Origin of the sequence: Kitasatospora purpeofusca, assembly GCF_034043715.1 — a bacterium.
Classification (GTDB): Bacteria; Actinomycetota; Actinomycetes; order Streptomycetales; family Streptomycetaceae; genus Kitasatospora; species Kitasatospora purpeofusca_A.
The window spans coordinates 1-17,389 of the sequence record NZ_JAXCLC010000106.1; the positions used below are offsets into that span (position 1 = coordinate 1).

Genomic DNA, 17,389 nt, shown 5'->3' on the forward strand with positions numbered 1-17,389 from the left:
CGGGCCGGCGCCCGGGGCGGCCCGCGCCCCGGCGCGCGACCCTTCCCCGCGCGCGGCCGAACGTCCGCCTTCGGCCGTTCCCGCGCCTTCGCTCCCGGATGCGTACCCCTGTCGCACCCGCAGCGGGCATAATTCCGGGACTGCCGGGAAACCGACCACGCGACAGATCGCCGTCGATCCGAAAGGGCGCCCTCACATGACGATGAGCCGCGGAACCCTGGACGGCGACCCCCACCGGGCCGGTCCGGAGGCACCCGCCGGCGGTCAGCGCAGGCGGCTGACCCTGGCCGGACTCCCCAAACCGGTCGCCCACGCCAGGACCTTCACCGCCCGGGCGCTCGGTGAGTGGTTCCCGTCCGCCCCCGCGCCGCCCGCCGGCGGTGACGGCGCCGCCGACGACCTCGTCCTGCTGGTCGCCGAGCTGGTAGCCAACGCGATGCTGCACGGCGACGGTCCGCTGGAGCTGGTCCTGGACATCACCCCGGCCCGGCTGCGGGTCGAGGTCAGCGACCGCAGCCCCGCGATGCCCGAGCTGCGCCGACCGCACAACCCGGCCATGCCGGGAGGCCACGGCCTGTTCATCGTGCAGCGGACCGCGGACCGCTGGGGCGCCGAGCCGCACAGCCAGGGCAAGACGATCTGGGCCGAGATCGGCCTCCCCCGGCTGCTCGGTACTCGCTGAGCGCGCCGCCGTACGCCGCGCCGCGCCGCGCACGCCGTGCCGCCGCATGATTCCGGCCGTCCGGGGCACGCGGGGGCCGACAGTGTCCAGCACAGGAAGGGCGGCGAGGCCGATGTCGGAAGCGGTGGCGGCACACCTGACGATGCGTCTGATCACCGGCGAGGACCGGGGCCGCGACCTGGCCGTCGAGTGCCGGTACGAGGCCGGTGACCCCTACGCGGTCCGGCTGGATTTCGGCGGCGGGGAGGAGACGGTCTGGGTCCTGGCCCGGGACCTGCTGGCCGCCGGGCTGCGCGGGCCGGCGGGGGACGGGGACGTCCACATCGAGCCCACCGCCACCGGCCGGCACATCCTCATCGCGCTGGGCGGCCAGGACGGTGTCGCGCTCCTCAACACCCCGGCCCGGCCGCTCGCGCGGTTCCTCACCGCGACCGGACGCTCCGTTCCGATGGGCTCCGAGTCGGCCCGGATCGACTGGGACGGCTGGCTGCGCCGGTTGCTGTCCGCCTGAGGGAGGCCGGGCCGGGCCGGGCCGTGCCGCGCCGGGCCGCGCCGGGCCCGGTGGCAGGAGCGGTGGCAGGAACGATGGCACGAAACACGCGGCAGGAACGGTGGCAGGGAGAAGGGCATGAACCGGGACATCCGGGTTAGACGAGCGGAGGAACCGACCGATTCGTCAGGAAAGGGCCGCCATGACCGACCTGTCCCGCCTTCCCGGAGCCGCCGAAGAGCATTGGAACTGGCAGCTGGAGGGAGCCTGTCGCAGCGTCGACAGCAGCATCTTCTTCCATCCCGCCAACGAGCGCGGCAACGCCGCCAAGGAGCGCGAGGAGCACGCGAAGGCGGTCTGCGCCCGCTGCCCCGTCCGTGTGCCCTGCCGCCGCTACGCGCTCGCGACCCGTGAGCCGTACGGCGTGTGGGGCGGTCTGACCGAGGGGGAGCGCCGGGTGCTGTTCACCGACTTCACCGATACCTCGGACTTCTCCGACTTCTCCGACTTTGCCGCGCCGGGCGCCCGCTCCGCGTAGCGCGGCCGGGCGCCCCGGCCGTGGCCGGTGCGCGCCGCCCGGGCGAACCGGGTTTGCCCGACCGGTCGGGTGGTAGACGCAGCTCAGGGGCGCGGCCGGAAAGCGGCAGGCCACACGGCCCCCGCGGCCCCGCCCGCCCGAACCCACCGGGAGGCTTCCGTGATCGTCCTCGGCGTCATTCTGCTCATCATCGGCTTTCTCACAGGTATCTCGATCCTGTGGACCATCGGCATCGTCCTCCTCGTCGTCGGCGTCGTGCTGTGGATCGCCGGCGCCCTCGGCCACGCGGTCGGCGGACGCCGCCACTACTACTGACGTACTGATGCGGCCACGGACGGCTGCCGGCCGTCACCCACGAACAGCCCACCCGGGGTGTCCGCAAGCCCCGGGCGGCCGATCCTCGTGGCATGGCCTCGATCGTCGTCCTCTACGAGCTGGACCCCGGGCGGGTGCTCGGCCCGGACGGGGTGGAGCCCGCCGTGCTGGCTGTGCACGCGGCAGGAGCGGACCCCGACGTGCCGGAGGACCCGCTGCCGCGCACCCTGTGCGGGCGGGACACGGCGGGCATGGAGCACGCCCACTTCCGGGCCGGGCTGGGTGAGCCCTGGTACCCGCCCGCCCTCGGCGAGCAGCGCTGCCGCGAGTGCGAGCGGGCGCTGCGGTCGTCCTGACGGCCACCCGAGCCGGAACAGGCGCCCACCCGAGCCGGAACAGGCGCCTACCGGAGCCGGAACAGGACGGCGCGCCAGCCCCTGCTCGCGGTTCCGTGCCCCTCGCAGGCGGCCTCCGGCGCCCCGGCCCAGGTCAGGTACGTGGTCGTCAGCCGGAGATCCGCCGGCCCGGGTGACCGGGCCGCGCCGGGCTGGTCGACGGCCGGGAGCCGGTGCCAGCCGGCGGGGAAAGCCGGTGCGGTGCCGCCGTTGCTGCCGACCGCGCCGAACAGCACGTCCCCGTCCTCGCACGGGACCAGGTCGCCGCCCAGTGTGAGGTCCCGGCCGCCCGAGACGGATTCCGGGTCGGACCTGGTCTCGATCCACGGGCCCGCCCCGGCGATCCCCCGGAAGTCGTCCACCGCCGCGAAGCCCTGTGCGGCGTCCGGCCACAGGATCCGGACCAGGTCGAGTTCGTCCATCGCCTTGGCGCGCACCGAGACGAAGACGGCCAGTCGGCTGCCGTCCTGGTCGATCGGGTAGCCCACGAGCCGGTAGCGGTTGCCGACGGTGTCGGTCACGGTGACCGGCCCGGGGCCGACGCCGCCCAGCAGTACGGTGACGACCAGGGTGTCCCCGTCCCGGACGGGGCTGCGGACCTCCAGCTCCTCGCCCTTGGCACGGACGAGGTCCACGGGGGTCCCCTCCCAGGCCACTCGCGCGACGTAGAAGCCGTGGCTCCCGGCGGAGGCCGGGGTGGACCGGTCGCCGACCGCCGCGTGCAGCACCGGGGGAGTGCCGTCGGACACCGTGGCGGTCGCCAGCAGCACGGCCACCGCGCCACCGACCCAGGCGGACGGCCGGACCGGGCGCCGGGTCCGGCGGCCCCGTGGCTCCGGAAGGGTGCCGCGGGCGGCGAGGCGACCGGCCGGAGGTCCGGCCGCCACGGTCGGCCGGGCCGGACCGCCCTGGGACGGCACCCGGTCGCCGGGCGGCGGGGTCGGTCCCGGCGGGAGCGGTCCCGGCCCGGCCGGTCCCGGCGCTCCCGCGACCGGGAGCAGCGGCGCCGGAAGCAGCGGTGCCGGAAGCAGCGGTGCCGGAAGCAGCAGCGCCGGATCGTCGGCGAGCACCCCCCGGTGCAACTCCTGGAGTTCGGCCCCGGGTTCGATGCCCAACTGTTCGACCAGCACCTGCCGCCCGCTCTGGAACACCTCCAGCGCCTCGGCCCGCCGCCCGCTGCGGTGCAGCGCGAGCATCAGCCGTGCCCGCAGCCGTTCGTCGAACGGGTGCGCCCCGGTCAGCGCGGCGAGTTCGCCCAGCAGGCCGGCGTGCCGGCCGAGGCCGAGCCGTACCTCGATGTGCTGGTGCTGGGCCCGGACCCGGGCGCTCTCGAGCAGGTCGAGTTCGCCCCGCAGGACGGCGCTCTCCGGGACGTTCACCAGGGGCTCGCCCCGCCACAGCCCCAGGGCGCGGCCGAGCAGCGGCTCCGCCGCGCCCGGATCGCCGCTGTCCTCCAGGGCCCGCGCCCGCTCGCACAGCTCCTGGAAGGTGCGGACGTCCAGCTCTCCGTCGCCCAGTTCGAGGGCGTAGCCGCCGCTGCGGGTCACCACCCGGCCGCCGGCCTCGGGTCCCAGAGCGCGCCTCAGCCGCATCACATAGCTGGGCAGCGCGGCCCGGCTGCGGGGTGACACGGCGGTGTCCCACACCGCGTCGGCCAGTTGGTCGCAGGTGACCGTCCGCCCGGCCCGCACCAGCAGCAGGGCCAGTACGGCCCGCAGCCGCGGCCCGCCCACGGCGATCTCGCCGTCCGGGCCGTAGACCCGTAACGGACCCAGTACCTCGAACCGCACGCCCGCCCCCCGACAGCGTCGCCCCCGCCCGAACGGACGGATGCTACCAGTCTGCGAGCGGAATGCGATCGGACTGCTACGCCCCGTCGAGCAGCCTGGTGCCGTGTCCTGGACGGCCCGCCGCTCCGGCCGGCGGTCCACGGACGCACACCGGCACCACACACAGGTCCTGGCGCACCGCGCCGGGGGACGGGGAGGAAACCCATGAGGAAGACCGGCGTCAAGTCGAGGACTGCCGCGGTTCTGCTCGCGCTGGGGATCGCGGCCGGCGGTGTGGCCACGGCCGCGCCGGCGAGCGCGCGCACCACCGCCTGCAACATCGTCAACATCGGGCAGCCCGGCAACGTCTACTGGCACGGCCAGTACGCGGGGCAGGTCGAGCAGCAGTACGACAACTGCGGTCACGTCCTGGCGCACTGGCAGTGGGCGGGGGCGTTCCAGGCGAACAACCCCGGGGCCTACCTGTACGTCGGCCTCCGGTCGCCGTACGGCTACAACAGGCAGTGGGGCTCCTACGGCGTCAACACCAAGGACGTGACCGTGGGCTGGGTCGACATCCACGCCGTCAACCCGGACGCCTGGATCGCGATGGCCTCGGTCAACGGGTGCAACTGGGCCTACGGCACGGAGCACTGGTACGGCGGCGCGGACTGGGCCGGGCCGGTCGACTCCAGCTGCTGACCGTGACGGGTGTGCGGCCACGGCGCCCCTCAGCCGGGGCCGCACACCCACAGGCCCCGGAACCGCGCCCCCACCGGTTCCGGGGCCGCACCCGGCTGTGACCGGGGGTCGGCCGGGCGCGGGCGCGGTTCTGCGGCCCGAGCGTCCGTCCTGACGACCGGTCGGGTTGCCGGACCGGACGGCGGGGGAGACTGGCGCGGTGGACCAGTTGCAGCGGATCGTGGCACTCGCCGACGGCGTACTGGGCCGGGACGTCGTCGGGGTCTACCTGCACGGGTCCGCCGTGCTCGGCGGCCTCCGACCTGCCAGCGACCTGGACGTGCTGCTGGTCGCCCGGCGGTCGCCGGCGGAGCGGGAGCGGTCGGCCCTGCTCGGGGGCCTGCTCGGGATCTCCGGCACCGGAGCCGGGGACGCTACCACGGACGGAGCGGGAGCCGGAGCCGGTGACGGCAGCGCGGACGGCGCGCGGCCGGTCGAGCTCGCCGTGGTGGTGCAGTCCGACATCCGGCCCTGGCGCTACCCACCGGTCTGCGACTTCCTGTACGGCGAGTGGCTGCGCGCCGAGTACGAGGCCGGAAGCGTCCCCCGGCCGGAGCCGATGCCCGACCTGGCGCTGCTGATCACGATGGTCCTGGCCGGCGACCGGCCCCTCGCCGGTCCGCCCCCGGCCCGGGTCCTCGACCCCGTTCCGCACACCGACCTGGTCCGGGCGAGCGTGGCGGGCCTCCCCGGCCTGCTCGACGACCTCGAGGGCGACACCCGGAACGTGCTGCTCACCCTCGCCCGGATCTGGAGCACGCTCGCCACCGGCCGGATCAGCTCGAAGGACACCGCCGCCGCCTGGGCCCTCGCCCGGCTCCCGCCCGAGCACCGCTCCGTGCTGGAGCACGCCGGGCGGCTCTACCTCGACTGCCGGTACTCCGAGGAGAGCTGGAGCGCGGAACTGCGGTCGCGGGTGCGCCCGCACGCGGACCTGGTGCTCGCCGAGATCGACCGCCTGAGCCCCCGCGGCGGGCCGCGCTGACGCCATCCGGCAGTCGGCCTCCGCGCCTCCGCGCCTCCGCGTCTCCGCGTCTCCGCGTCCGGGCCCGCCCCGCCGTCAACGGCCGCTCCGCGCCGGTGCCCGGGTGTCGGCGGTGCGGCGCAGGAAGCCCTCCACCGTCGCGGTGAAGGCGGCCGGGTCGTCCAGCCACGGGTAGTGGCCGGACCCGGGCTGGACGGCGAGCGTCACGTCCGGGAACAGCGGGGCCGCGGCACGGGCGGAGGCCGCGGTGGGCCACAGGTCGAGTTCGCCGGCCAGCAGCAGGACGGGGCAGGGCAGGGCGGCCAGCTGCTGCCGCAACCGCCCGGTGTCGGGCGTGTAGCCGGCGTAGTAGTGCTCGCTGACCACCAGTGAGCGCTGGGCCGGGTCGGCGGCGGCATGGGCCCGGGCGGCGGCGTCCCAGCGGCCGTACATCAGGGGTTCGAAGGCCGGCCGGTGCGGCGCGGCCTCGGCGAAGCTCCGGGCGGACTTGACCCGCCGGTAGGCGGCCTGGGCCTCGGCGTACCAGGGTTCGGCGGCGCGGGCGGCGATCACCTGCTCCGCGCCGAGGTCGGAGGCCGCGCCGATGGCGGCGAGGGACGGGGCGGCGAGGACCAGGCGGGTCAGCCGGTCGGGGTGCGCGGCGGCGTACAGGAGGGCGAGACCGCCCCCGGCGGAGTGGCCCAGCAGGTCCACGCGTTCCAGGCCGAGGTGGCGGCGCAGCGCCTCGACGTCGTCGACGAGGCGGTCGACGCGGAAGGTACCCGGGTCGGCGGGGGCCGCGGAGGCGCCGGTGCCGCGGGTGTCGGGCAGGATCAGCGTCCGGGTCGCGGTGAGGCCGCCGAGGTCGCCGAGGTAGGCGGCGGCGCGGCCGGGCCCACCGGGCAGGACCAGCAGCGGCGGGCCGTCGCCGACCGTGCGGAAGGCGAGCTCGGTGCCGTCGTACGAGGTGAAGGTCTCCATGCCGGACAGCCTGTGGGGCGGTCGGCCGGTCCGGCTATCGTTCAGTCACAGCTTAACGGTCAGAAGGGGGCGGCGGTCGTGGCGGTGGAGATCCGGCTGTCGGCGGCGGAGGTGGCCCGGGTGCGGCTCGCGGTGTCGCCGCTGGCCGAGACGGTGCTCGGGGTGCGGGTGGCGCTCGGCGCCGGCGGTCACCAGGTCCACCTGCCGTGGGTGCGGGAGGCCCGCCCGGTGCTCGCGGCCGAGCCCGAACTTCCGCTGCTGCGGACCCTGCTGGAGGGCTGTCTGCCCGCCTTCCTGTTCCCGCTGCCGGACCGGCGGGCGCCCGCCTTCGCCGCCGAACTGGCGAGCCTGCGCACGGTCGACCCGGGCTATGTCGCCGCCGAGTGCGCCGCCGCGCTGGGCCGGGCCAGGGCGGCCCGCGAGCTGCCCGGGCCGGCCGAGCTGCTGGCCCGGGCAGCCGACGCGCTGGACCGCTGCCACGCCCGGCTGGTGTCTCCGCACTGGGGGCGGATGCGCGCGGTGCTGGAGGCGGACCTGGGTCGGCGGGCGGTGGCGCTGGTGGAGGCCGGGCTGGAGGGTCTGTTCGCCGAACTGCACGCCGACGTGGTGTGGCGGGAGGGCGAGTTGCTGGTGAACGGCCGCCGCGGGCCCGCCGCGCCGTGGACGGTCGCGGGCGCCGGGCACGGCCTGGTGCTGATGCCGTCCGTGTTCGCCTGGCCGGACGTGCTGGTCGACCACTCGCCGCTCGCGGCCGCCTCGATCCGCTACCCGGCGGCCGGCGTCGGGCTGCTCTGGGAGCGGCCCCGTCCGTCCTCGGAAGGGCTGGCCGCCGTCCTCGGCCGCACCCGGGCCGCCCTGCTGGACGCGCTCGCCGAACCGCTGAGCACCCCCGAGCTCGCCGACCGGCTCGGCGTCAGCCCGAGCGCCGTCTCCCAGCATCTGGGCGCGCTGCGCGGCGCCGGCCTGGTGAGCACCCGCCGCACCGGCCGCACCGCCCTCCATCTGCGCACCCGGACCGGTACGGCGCTCATCGGTGCTACGGGGGAGCCGGTCTGACGCATCGCCAGGTCACTCGCACAACCCCCGTGGGGGGTGTTCCGGCCCCGGGACGGATTGAGTACGAGTACTCAGGCGGGCGGCGGCAGGGCGCGGCAGGATCGGCGCCATGATCAGACCTCGGTACGGCAGCACGGGCGGACGGCGGAACGGGGAGGCGCCTCCCGCCGCCCGGCGGCGCCGCTCCCGGCCCGGTCCTCCCGGTCCTCCCGGTCCTCCCGGTCCTCCGGTCCGGCCCGGTCCGCCCGGTCGGCCCGACCGCGGGGGAGTGGCGGGATGATCTGGGGATCCGGCGGCCCGGTGCGGGTGCCGGACGGGATGTTCGGACCGAGGCCGGGCCCGGGCCCGGGGCTCGGATGCCGTGCCGGGTTGTCGGTGGTCGCTGAGACGATCGTCCGTATGAACGACGCCGCGAACACCGACACCCCCACCGTGACCTGGACCGCCGATCTGCCCACCACGGTCGGGCTGGTCCGCACCCTCCACGAGCTCGACGACTGCTGGACCCTGGCGGACGTCGAGCGGCTGGTCGGGGCCAGGCCGGACTGGAAGATCCGCCGCGCGTTCACCGACCTCCTCGTCGTCGGTCTGCAGGCCGGGCTCCGCTGGCCGGCCGGTGCCGAGCTCTTCCTCGGCACCACCGAGCCGAAGGCCGACACCTACCGGCGGGCCTGGGTGCCGCTGCTGCAGTTCGGGCTGCCGATGGCCGAGGAGGAGCGGCGCGGCGCGCTGCGCACGCTCTCCGAGGCGCTGCGCGAGGTCGGCAGGCCGACGGCCGTCCCGACCGCCGCCGAGGGCTTCGGACTGCGCTGGACGTCCGCCACGCGGACCATGCTGCTCCAGGCCAACGACCGCCGGGCGTGGATCGCGATCCAGCCGCACGTCCGGGAGGTCCGGCACGTCAGCCCCGAACTCCCGGCCGCGGTGGCCGCGTTCGTCCCGCTGCTGCACGACGCGCCCGGAGGGCACCTCGCGGTCGAGGAGGTCCGCCGGGCCGTCGCCGAACTCCCCGGGGCGAAGGCCGAGTTCGGCGACAGCTGGGCCGACGTCCGGTTCCCCGACCCGTCCTTCACACTCTCCTTCGCCCAGCGCGGTTCCGTCCTGCGCGCCGTCCCCGAGGGCACCTTCGACGTGCTGGACCTGCACCGTTTCGAGCTGGGGCCGACGACGACGGAGCACCGGCGGGCGGTGTTCGGCGAGATCTTCCGCGCCGTTCGCGCCGTTCTCGGTGAGCCGACCGTCTTCGGCGGCGGACCGGCCGGACCGGACGTCCGCTGGCGCGAGGCCGGCGAGGACGGCCGGCTGCTGCGACTGCGCTGCGAGGGGCGCCGGGTCCGGCTGGAGACCGAGCCGGCCGCGGCCCTCGAGGAGGGCGAGTACGCCACCTTCGAGCACGGCGGTCCGGTCGACGGCACCGCCGGGCCCAGCGACTTCCCCCTGCTGCCGTACAGCTGGCAGCTCCACCTGCCCCACCAGGCCCCCGGCGGCACCGCCGACCACCTGCCCGGCGGGCGGCTCGCCCTGTCGGTGCCGCACCTGCGGGAGGGGCTGCAGTGCCTGCTCGCCGCGTGGATCGAGCAGTTGCCGGTGCAGCGGCCGGGCGAGAAGGCCATGTTCACGATAGCCGCCCCGCAGATCAGCGGCGGGCTCTCCGTCACCTACAGCACGGTCAAGGGCGTACTGCTGCGGGTCGGCCCCCGCCCCGGCGACCCGGCCGAGGTCGCGGCGGCGATGACGGCCGACGGCTGGGAGCCGTCGGGGCGGCGCTTCAAGGCCGAATGGCAGACGCCGACCGAGGAGACCGCCGGGGAGGTCGCCGCGCTGATCGCCACCGAGCTGACCGCCCGCGGCATCAACGGCGACTCCGGCTTCGGCCTCGGCCCCGGCCGGGTCACCGCCCGCCGCCCGGGCATCGGCCTCTCGCCCCAGCTGGCGGCCCACGGATTCCTCCGCGTCACGGGCCTGGGGCTGGAGACCTCCTGAACCGACGCCGACCGTGACGCCGACGCCGACGCCGACGCCGGAACGAGCCGGCCGGGCCCGGCCGGGCCCGGGCACCCGATGGGCGCCCGGCCCGGGGCGTCCTGGGTCAGGAGTGCGCGAGGCAGTGCTTCAACTCGTCGAGCGGGTAGAAGTAGCTCCCCTTGGCGACCGGGCGGCAGGACGGCTCGAAGGCCGTCTCCTTCTCGTTGTAGAGCATGCGCACCAGGTAGGCGGCCGGTCGGCCGTCGGCGGGGGTGTCGGCGAACAGGTCCCACTGGATGTTCGCGCCCATCGGCGCGACCTCGGCGCCGCGCCAAGGGTTGTTCCGGTAGGTGTACGGCTCGTCCGGGTCGGCCTGCTCGGTGCTGCCGGGGAGGCCCAGCAGGACGGCGAGCGGCTCGATCTCCTCGGCGTGGGTGAACCTCAGCACCGCGCCGTCGCCGCTGGTGCCGGCGGCCCTGGCCCCGGCCCGGGCCAGCAGGTCGTCCAGGAGGACGCCCGCCATCCGGTAGGTGATGGTGCGTCCGGTGAAGGCCGGGCCCGACTGGTAGAACTCCTCGGCGTCGTCCAGGTAGGCGAACCACCGGGCGTCGTCCTGGGCCAGGAACGGCGTCAGGTCGACATCCGGCGCCTCCACGCTCAGGTCCGGCGCCGCGCTGTAGAGCGCGTGCAGGGAACGGGCGAAGGAAACCTGCTCCTCGGTGGACATCGCCTCGGCGAAGCCCGCGCGGAACAGCCGCCCGACCGCGTGCCGGGCCGCCCGGGCGGTGCGCGGCTCGTGCTCGACACCGGAGAGGACCGCGGCCAGGTCCGGGTCGCCGGCCAGGTACGCCTGGTAGTCCGCGTTCTGCGGCTGCTTGTGGAAGTACAGCAGGTTCCTGTCGGTGACGGGGGCCTTGATCGCGCCCGCCAGGGCCGGGTCCCCGGCCGTCAGTCCGGCGGTGAAGGCACCGGCGCTCGCCACGGTGCGAGCCACGCCCGAGGTCTCCACCACGACGGGCCGCCGGTCGGCGGCTATCGACCGGAACAGCGACGGCAGCCGCTGCTCCATCCGCAGCGCCGTCTGCCGCTGCTCGTCGGCGCCGCGGGCGGAGAGGTTGCCGAAGCCGAGCGTGGAGGCCGCCGTCAGCAGCGTCCGCACCTGTGGGGCCAGCCGCGCGCCGAGGTCGGTGAGGCCGCCCTGCTCCTGGGCCCGGCCGAGCACGGCGAGCACCGCCTCGCCGTCCTCGCCGTCGGACATGGCGCGCGAGCCGTGGCGGGCGACGCTCTCGGTGAACACCGGGGCGAAGCCCTTCGGCGCCTTCTGGTAGTGCCCGGGCCGACCCTGCGGCTCGTACGGGGCCTTGGTGCCGTAGAGGTCGCGGTCGACGCGTGAGGCGCCGGACCGGTCGTGCGCGGCGGCGGTGCCCGCGGTGAACAGCACTCCGGCGGCCAGGGAGGCGGTCATGGAGACGGCCACGGCGACGGACAGGGGGGCGGTGCGCTTCACGGCGACCCTTCGGGTGGATGCGGACCGCCGGCCGGCAGTCTCGGACTGCCGCACGGTGCCACGCCCGCGGGAAGGCCGGCCGACGCCCCGTCATGCTCCCGGTGAAGGAAGCCTGAACGCCGGACGGCCCCGGCCGCCCCCGACGGGGCCGAGGTGCCGCCGCCGACGGGGTCGTGGTGCCGCCGCCGATCCCCGGAGTCCGCCTCCGCGGGCGTCGCGTCGATGGGATCATTTCGCACCCAGACCCTCAGCATCCGATGGGACCACCGATGAAGCCGCTGTCCGCCACCGACCCGCGCGAGGTCGGACCGTACCGCCTGCTCGCCCGCCTGGGCGGCGGCGGAATGGGGAGGGTCTTCCTCGGCCGTTCGCCCGGCGGGCTGACCGTCGCGGTGAAGCTGGTCCGCCCCGAACTGGCCGAGGACGCGCGGTTCCGGCGGCGGTTCGCCCACGAGATCGAGGCCGCCCGGCGCGTCGGCGGGTTCTACACCGCCCAGGTGGTGGACGCCGACGCCGAGGCCGACCCGCCGTGGATGGTCACCTCCTACATCCCCGGCCCCTCGCTGGGTGAAGTGGCGGCCCGGCACGGCCCGCTGCCCGTCGCGACGGTCGCCGTGCTCGGCGCCGGCCTGGCGGAGGGGCTGGCCGCGATCCACGCCTGCTCCCTGGTGCACCGGGACCTCAAACCCGGCAACGTCGTCCTCGCCGAGGACGGCCCGCGCGTGATCGACTTCGGGATCGCCCGCGCCCTGGACGCCACCTCCGGCCTCACCGGCACCGCCGTGATCGGCACCCCCGGGTTCATGTCCCCCGAGCAGGTCCTCCGGAACCCGGCCACCCCGGCGAGCGATGTGTTCAGCCTGGGCGCGGTGCTCGCCCACGCGGCCACCGGCCGCCCGCCGTTCGGGGAGGGGCCGACCGAGGCGGTCGTGTACCACGTCGTCCACGGGGAACCCGACCTCGCCGACCTCCCGCCGGTCCTCGCGCCGCTGGTCCGGTCCTGCCTGGCCAAGGACCCGAAGCAGCGCCCCGGCGTCGCCGAGGTGCTGGAGCGCTGCGCCGCCTCCGCGGCCCCCGCCGCCGTCTGGCTGCCGCCGGACGTCACCGAGATGATCGTCGAACAGGTCCGCCGGACCTCCGAGCTGACCACGGCCGTGATCTCCCGGCCGCCGACCCTGGTGGAGCCGCCGGGGCCCGACGGGGAGCCGCCCGTCCCCCCGTCGGTCCTGCCTCCGCTCGCGGCCCGGGTGGGCGGGCTGAAGGCCGGCTACGCGACGGTCACCCTGCCCTGGATACCCGGCGAGACCGGCGGGATGAAGCGCACCACCGTCGTCCGCTGGTTCAAACAGGTCGGGGACGCGGTCGAGAAGGGCGAGCCGCTGCTGGAGGTCGCCTCGGGCCGGGGCGACGTCGTCGTCACCGCCCCGCACGACGGCATGCTCTACGCCGTCCACCGCCGGGTCGGGGAGACCGCCCGCACCGGCGCGGTGATCGCCGGCATCGGCTCCCCGACCGCCACCCTCCCGAGGCCCCGGGCGGTGCGCTACGCGCTGACCGCGCTGCGCGGCACCTCGTACACGCTGGGCGTGCTGCTCGTCCTGGCGCTGATCGCGGGGCCGATAGCGGTGTTCAGCCCGCTGTTCGAGGACGAGGTGACCGCGGCCCGGCCCGGTGACTGCGTCGGCAAGGAGATCCTCGAGCGGGACGGCGAACTCGACGTCGACCGTCCGAAGTGGCTCACCGCGCCCTGCGGCCTGCTGGCGGTGCGCGGTCCCGTGCGGGACGAGAAGGGCGACCAGTACTTCACCGTGCTCGCCCGGCTGGACGCGCCCGTGACCACGACCTGCGAGCAGTCCGTCCCGGACTGGGCCACCGGCACCGGGAAGCTCTCGCAGAACTTCGGCGCCGTCGTCCTCTGCCTGCGAGAGCGCTGAACCCGGCGGCGAGGGCACCCCGCGCCTCCACCGCCGGGCGGCGGCCCCGCGCGCCCGTGGGCCGGCGGGCGGGTGTCGCCGCACGCGGCTCTGCGCATTCCTACATCGGCGGCCTCCGGGCACGCGGTCGCGGGACGAGGAGTCCCGCGACCCGGCCCGGAGGCCGCCGCCGTTGCGGCGGCTGTCCGCGCGGCGGGCGGGGCACGGTGGGCGGAAGGTGCGTCCGGGGCCGGACTTGTGCGAACGAGTCATTCCGATGAGCCGGTCCGATGGTCAAGGGGGAACAAAGTTCAAGGGCTCCTGAAATACTATTGAAATAGAACAGAAATATGATCCACTCAACCGCGTTCGGTTCTGTCCGATGAAATGACCGGCCTGGTCGCCCGGCGGGACGCCGTCGGGCGTGGGCCGTCCGCCGGGAGTGCGCCGGGAGCCACCGGGTGGGGAGCGGAGCCGGAGCCCGGTCCGCCGACGATCCGATCGCGTCCGCATCGCCCCAGGCCGGAGCCGGTCGACGACCCCTCCGCGGGCGGGGCGCGGGCCGTCGCAGGGGGAGCGTTCGCGTACCCCCGCGGGGCGGCCGCTTGCCCGGAAACGCCGGCCGACGGCGTCGGGTGGCGCGCGGCGGCGCGCCCGCCACCGGAAATGCGACCGAGCGCGAGCCGGGTGCACCGCACCGGGTGGCCGGTCCGAACGTGCGCTGTTGCGGAGAATTCGTGGCGGCTCCACTATTCGGAGGGCCTCATCGCCATACAGGATTCAAATCGCCGGGGTCACGTCCGACCAGCAGGACCCCAGCAGGACCCAGGGCGTCCAGTACGGTCCCGATTCCTCCGGGCCGGCCCGGCCCCCGCATCCCCGCCCCGTCGCCACGGGGCGTCACGCCGCACCACGGTCCCGTCCGGCCGCGCCGCTCAGCGCTGCCGCCGCACGGCCGGGTTCCACCGCGTTCGATCCGCCGCGCTCCGCTCCCCTGCGGCTTCGCCGTGCCCACGGCAGGCCGCACCGGGTCCCGCACTGCCCGTTCCACCCCGCTCTGCCTGTTCCACCCCGTCCCGCCCGTTCCGGCCCCGCCACGAGGAGGGTTCCGTTGGACAACCGCTACGAGGCCTACGCCTACGCCGACCCGATCTTCTACGACTCGCCCCGGCGCTGGGGAGCGCAGGAGGAGTTCGCCGCCGTGACCCGGCCGCTGCCCGACGGCTGGGAGCGCGGGGACCTGGAGATGTGGGCCGTAGTGCGTCCGGCGGGCGTGCGGATCCCGGACCAGGGCTGGAAGATCCACGTCTCCGCGTGCCTCGGGACCGCGGAGGAGGTGCTGGAGACCGTCCACGCCTTCTGTCTGCGGGAGCGCGTCACCTTCAAGTTCCTGCGCGGACTGCCCATCCTCCAGGTGCAGAACTCCAAGTACGCGCCCCGCGGCTCCAGCGGGAAGTTCTGCACCCTGTACCCGGTCGACGACGCCGAACTGGCGCGCTGCCTCGACGGCCTCGGCCCGCTGCTCGCCGGCCACCGGGGCGCGTACATCCTGAGCGACCTGCGCTGGAAGGACGGCCCGCTGTACCTGCGGTACGGCGGGTTCGCCGAACGCTACTGCCGCAACGACGCCGGGGAGCCCGTCCTGGCCCTGGCCGGACCGGACGGCCGGCTCGTGCCGGACGTCCGCGGGGCCGCGTTCTCGGTGCCGTCCTGGGCGCCGGTGCCGGAGTGCATCGCCGAGGCGGTCGCGGAGCGCGCGGCGCCGCAGGACACCGGACTCCCTTACACCGTCGAGCGGGTCCTGCACTTCTCCAACGCCGGCGGCGTCTACCTGGCCCGCGACGGGCGGGACGGGCCGCAGGTGGTGCTCAAGGAGGCCCGTCCGTTCGCCGGCCTGGACCAGCGCGGCGTCGACGCGGTGACCAGGCTGCACAACGAGCACGCCGTCCTGGCGCGGCTGGCCGGCGTCCCCGGAGTCCCCCGGGAGCTCGGGCTGCTGACGGCCTGGGAGCACGAGTTCCTGGTCCAGGAGTACGTCGCCGGGCAGTCCCTGAGCGAGTGGCTGACGGCCCGCTACCCGCTGATCCACCCCGACGCCGACGAGGAGGCCGTCGCCGGGTACACCCGCGACGCCCTGGCCGTCGTCGACCAGGTGGAACGCGCGGTGGCCGGGATCCACGAGCACGGCGTCGTCTTCGGCGACCTCCACCCGCGCAACCTGATCATCCGGCCGGACGGCGAGCTGTGCCTGATCGACTTCGAACTCGCCAGCACCGTCGACGACTTCCTCCGCCCCGCGCTGGGCGCCGCCGGCTTCACCGCACCGCCCGGCCACACCGGGACGGACGTGGACCGGTACGCGCTGGCGGCGCTAAGGCTGTGGCTCTTCTTCCCATTGGTCCAGCTCACCGCCCTCGACGCGGACAAGGCCGGGCAGCTCGCGGACGCCGTCGAGCGCCGCTTCCCGGTACCGCCCGGCTACACCGACGACATCCGCCGCCTGCTCGGCCGTACCCCCGGTGACGGGCGCACGCCCCGCCCGGAACTCTCCGAGGGCCGCGCCGGGACCCGCGCGCTGCTGGAGGCGCCGGTCGCCGACTGGCCGGCGATCCGCGACTCGCTCGCCGCCGGGATCGCCGCGGCCGCCACCCCGGAACGCTCCGACCGCCTGTTCCCGGGCGACGTCGCCCAGTTCACCCAGGGCGGGCTGGGTCTGGCGTACGGCGCGGCCGGAGTGCTGTACGCCCTGCACAGCACCGGGGCCGAGGTCGACCCCGCGCACGTGCGGTGGCTGGCGGAGGCCGCCCTCGGCCACCGGACGTCGCCCGGGCTCTACCACGGCGGCCACGGCGTCGCGTACGTCCTGGACCTGCTGGGGGAGCGCGAACGGGCGCTGGAACTGCTGCACCGGCTCGACGGGCACGGCGCCGACGGCGATTCGGCCCCGGCAGCGACCCTGGCCTCCGGCGGGCCCGGGATCGCGCTCACCCTGCTGCACTTCGCCCGCGCCACGGGCGACGGGCGGCTGCTGGAGGAGGCCCTGAACGCGGCCGGCGCCGCCGCGACCGCCTGGGAGAAGCACGGGGGCGTCGCGGCCGGCCTGCTGGCCGGCGCCTCGGGGGCCGCGCTGGCGCTGGTCCGGCTGTACGAACACACCGGTGACCGCACCCTGCTGGACCGCGCCGAGGCCCTGCTCGACCTCGACCTCGCCCGCTGCGTCCAGGTGAGCGACGGCACCCTCCAGGTGGTCGACCGGCGCCGGGTCCTGCCCTACATCGAGACCGGCAGCGCCGGGATCGGAATCGTCCTGGACGCGGTGCTCCGCCACCGGCCGTCCGCCGCCCCGGCCGAACGGCAGGCGCTGATCCGCAGGGCCGCCGAACCGGAGTTCGTGATCCAGGCGGGCCTCTTCAACGGACGGGCCGGACTCCTCGGCTACCTGGCCCTGACCGGCGACCGCGCCGACGCGGGCCCGGGGAACGGGGGCGGCGGCGGGCAGCACGACCGGCATCCCACGCCGCCCGACCGGCATCCCACGCGGCTCGACCGGCACCGGGCGCTGCTGGCGCTGCACCAGGTGCCCTACCGAGGCCGTCTCGCCTTCCCCGGCGACCAGCTGCTGCGGCTGTCCACCGACCTCGCGACCGGATCGGCCGGGGTGCTGCTGGCCCTGGGCACGGCGTTCGCGGGCACCCCGTTCCTCCCGTTCACCGGCCCGGCCGCCGCCACCGCGCCGGCCGCGCCCCACTGACCGCACGACCCCACTGACCGCACGACCCCCCCCGCCGAAGGGCCCGTCGGCCCACCGGCACCCCGAGCGCGCCGCAACGCGTGCGCGCCACCACAGACTCCCGGCCGACCGGCCGGGCGATCCACCCCGAAGTGAAGGAGACCATCATGGCGATCCTCGACCTGCAGGCCATGGAGCTGCCCGAGACCGAGGCGGCCCCGATCGACGACACCCTCGCCAGCACCAGCTCGCTGAGCGTCCTGAACTGCGGCACCAGCACGGTCAGCACGCTTCTCTGTCTCTGATCCGCCCGGCCGCCAGCCGGGCGGCCCGTGCGGTCCGA

Annotated in this window: 15 protein-coding genes; 12 read left to right on the plus strand and 3 right to left on the minus strand. The window is 75.7% G+C overall.

What is annotated here, in order from left to right; genetic code table 11:
• The first annotated feature begins 196 nt into the window (after positions 1-196).
• The 5 genes from SM793_RS34055 (at position 197) to SM793_RS34075 (ending at position 2,381) form a co-directional block, all read left to right on the plus strand.
• Positions 197-682 carry an ATP-binding protein gene (locus SM793_RS34055; RefSeq protein ID WP_320442204.1) on the plus strand — a complete coding sequence of 162 codons (486 nt, stop codon included), beginning with the start codon at positions 197-199 and terminating at the stop codon, positions 680-682.
• A gap of 112 nt (positions 683-794) precedes the next feature.
• Positions 795-1,193 carry an SsgA family sporulation/cell division regulator gene (locus SM793_RS34060; RefSeq protein ID WP_320442205.1) on the plus strand — a complete coding sequence of 133 codons (399 nt, stop codon included), beginning with the start codon at positions 795-797 and terminating at the stop codon, positions 1,191-1,193.
• 181 nt (positions 1,194-1,374) lie between these two features.
• The gene (locus SM793_RS34065) at positions 1,375-1,710 is read left to right on the plus strand and encodes a WhiB family transcriptional regulator (protein ID WP_320442206.1); all 336 of its coding nucleotides are present in this window, start codon (positions 1,375-1,377) and stop codon (positions 1,708-1,710) included.
• A 159-nt stretch (positions 1,711-1,869) separates the two neighbouring features.
• Positions 1,870-2,025: a DUF6131 family protein gene (locus SM793_RS34070; RefSeq protein WP_320442207.1), complete on the plus strand. Its 156-nt coding sequence runs from the start codon at positions 1,870-1,872 to the stop codon at positions 2,023-2,025.
• 92 nt (positions 2,026-2,117) lie between these two features.
• The gene (locus tag SM793_RS34075) at positions 2,118-2,381 is read left to right on the plus strand and encodes a hypothetical protein (protein ID WP_320442208.1); all 264 of its coding nucleotides are present in this window, start codon (positions 2,118-2,120) and stop codon (positions 2,379-2,381) included.
• 47 nt (positions 2,382-2,428) lie between these two features.
• Here SM793_RS34075 and SM793_RS34080 read toward each other — a convergent pair whose 3' ends face one another.
• Complete coding sequence (locus tag SM793_RS34080; protein WP_320442209.1) at positions 2,429-4,210, minus strand: AfsR/SARP family transcriptional regulator; 1,782 nt, start codon at positions 4,208-4,210, stop codon at positions 2,429-2,431.
• Positions 4,211-4,414: 204 nt separating this feature from the next.
• Here SM793_RS34080 and SM793_RS34085 point away from each other — a divergent pair, with 204 nt between their 5' ends.
• Entirely contained in the window at positions 4,415-4,891 is a 477-nt protein-coding gene (locus SM793_RS34085) for a hypothetical protein (RefSeq protein WP_320442210.1), read from the plus strand.
• A gap of 199 nt (positions 4,892-5,090) precedes the next feature.
• On the plus strand, positions 5,091-5,915 hold the full coding sequence (locus SM793_RS34090) for an aminoglycoside adenylyltransferase domain-containing protein (protein WP_320442211.1): 825 nt from the start codon (positions 5,091-5,093) through the stop codon (positions 5,913-5,915).
• A gap of 75 nt (positions 5,916-5,990) precedes the next feature.
• Here SM793_RS34090 and SM793_RS34095 read toward each other — a convergent pair whose 3' ends face one another.
• On the minus strand, positions 5,991-6,875 hold the full coding sequence (locus tag SM793_RS34095) for an alpha/beta hydrolase (protein WP_320442212.1): 885 nt from the start codon (positions 6,873-6,875) through the stop codon (positions 5,991-5,993).
• A 78-nt stretch (positions 6,876-6,953) separates the two neighbouring features.
• Here SM793_RS34095 and SM793_RS34100 point away from each other — a divergent pair, with 78 nt between their 5' ends.
• The gene (locus SM793_RS34100) at positions 6,954-7,931 is read left to right on the plus strand and encodes a DUF5937 family protein (protein WP_320442213.1); all 978 of its coding nucleotides are present in this window, start codon (positions 6,954-6,956) and stop codon (positions 7,929-7,931) included.
• Positions 7,932-8,330: 399 nt separating this feature from the next.
• Positions 8,331-9,914: a hypothetical protein gene (locus SM793_RS34105; protein WP_320442214.1), complete on the plus strand. Its 1,584-nt coding sequence runs from the start codon at positions 8,331-8,333 to the stop codon at positions 9,912-9,914.
• A gap of 106 nt (positions 9,915-10,020) precedes the next feature.
• Here the strand turns inward: SM793_RS34105 and SM793_RS34110 are convergent, their stop codons facing one another.
• Positions 10,021-11,403, minus strand: coding sequence for a histidine-type phosphatase (locus tag SM793_RS34110; protein WP_320442215.1), 1,383 nt, complete (start codon positions 11,401-11,403; stop codon positions 10,021-10,023).
• A 269-nt stretch (positions 11,404-11,672) separates the two neighbouring features.
• Between SM793_RS34110 and SM793_RS34115 the strand changes: the two genes are divergently transcribed.
• The 3 genes from SM793_RS34115 (at position 11,673) to SM793_RS34125 (ending at position 17,351) form a co-directional block, all read left to right on the plus strand.
• Positions 11,673-13,337, plus strand: coding sequence for a protein kinase domain-containing protein (locus tag SM793_RS34115; protein WP_320442216.1), 1,665 nt, complete (start codon positions 11,673-11,675; stop codon positions 13,335-13,337).
• Between the two features lie 1,090 nt (positions 13,338-14,427).
• Positions 14,428-17,067 (plus strand): class III lanthionine synthetase LanKC, encoded by a 2,640-nt coding sequence (gene lanKC, locus SM793_RS34120; protein ID WP_320442217.1) that lies wholly within the window; start codon positions 14,428-14,430, stop codon positions 17,065-17,067.
• A 146-nt stretch (positions 17,068-17,213) separates the two neighbouring features.
• Positions 17,214-17,351, plus strand: a complete 138-nt coding sequence (locus SM793_RS34125) for a SapB/AmfS family lanthipeptide (protein WP_320442218.1) — start codon at positions 17,214-17,216, stop codon at positions 17,349-17,351.
• Positions 17,352-17,389: the final 38 nt, after the last annotated feature.

What these genes read in the sequence shown, in the direction of transcription:
- SM793_RS34085 (WP_320442210.1), top strand. Translation starts at nt 4,415, where the DNA reads ATGAGGAAGACCGGCGTCAAGTCGAGGACTGCCGCGGTTCTGCTCGCG.
- SM793_RS34115 (WP_320442216.1), top strand. Translation starts at nt 11,673, where the DNA reads ATGAAGCCGCTGTCCGCCACCGACCCGCGCGAGGTCGGACCGTACCGC.
- SM793_RS34075 (WP_320442208.1), top strand. Translation starts at nt 2,118, where the DNA reads ATGGCCTCGATCGTCGTCCTCTACGAGCTGGACCCCGGGCGGGTGCTC.
- SM793_RS34105 (WP_320442214.1), top strand. Translation starts at nt 8,331, where the DNA reads ATGAACGACGCCGCGAACACCGACACCCCCACCGTGACCTGGACCGCC.
- SM793_RS34060 (WP_320442205.1), top strand. Translation starts at nt 795, where the DNA reads ATGTCGGAAGCGGTGGCGGCACACCTGACGATGCGTCTGATCACCGGC.
- SM793_RS34055 (WP_320442204.1), top strand. Translation starts at nt 197, where the DNA reads ATGACGATGAGCCGCGGAACCCTGGACGGCGACCCCCACCGGGCCGGT.
- SM793_RS34095 (WP_320442212.1), bottom strand. Translation starts at nt 6,875, where the DNA reads ATGGAGACCTTCACCTCGTACGACGGCACCGAGCTCGCCTTCCGCACG.
- SM793_RS34125 (WP_320442218.1), top strand. Translation starts at nt 17,214, where the DNA reads ATGGCGATCCTCGACCTGCAGGCCATGGAGCTGCCCGAGACCGAGGCG.
- SM793_RS34065 (WP_320442206.1), top strand. Translation starts at nt 1,375, where the DNA reads ATGACCGACCTGTCCCGCCTTCCCGGAGCCGCCGAAGAGCATTGGAAC.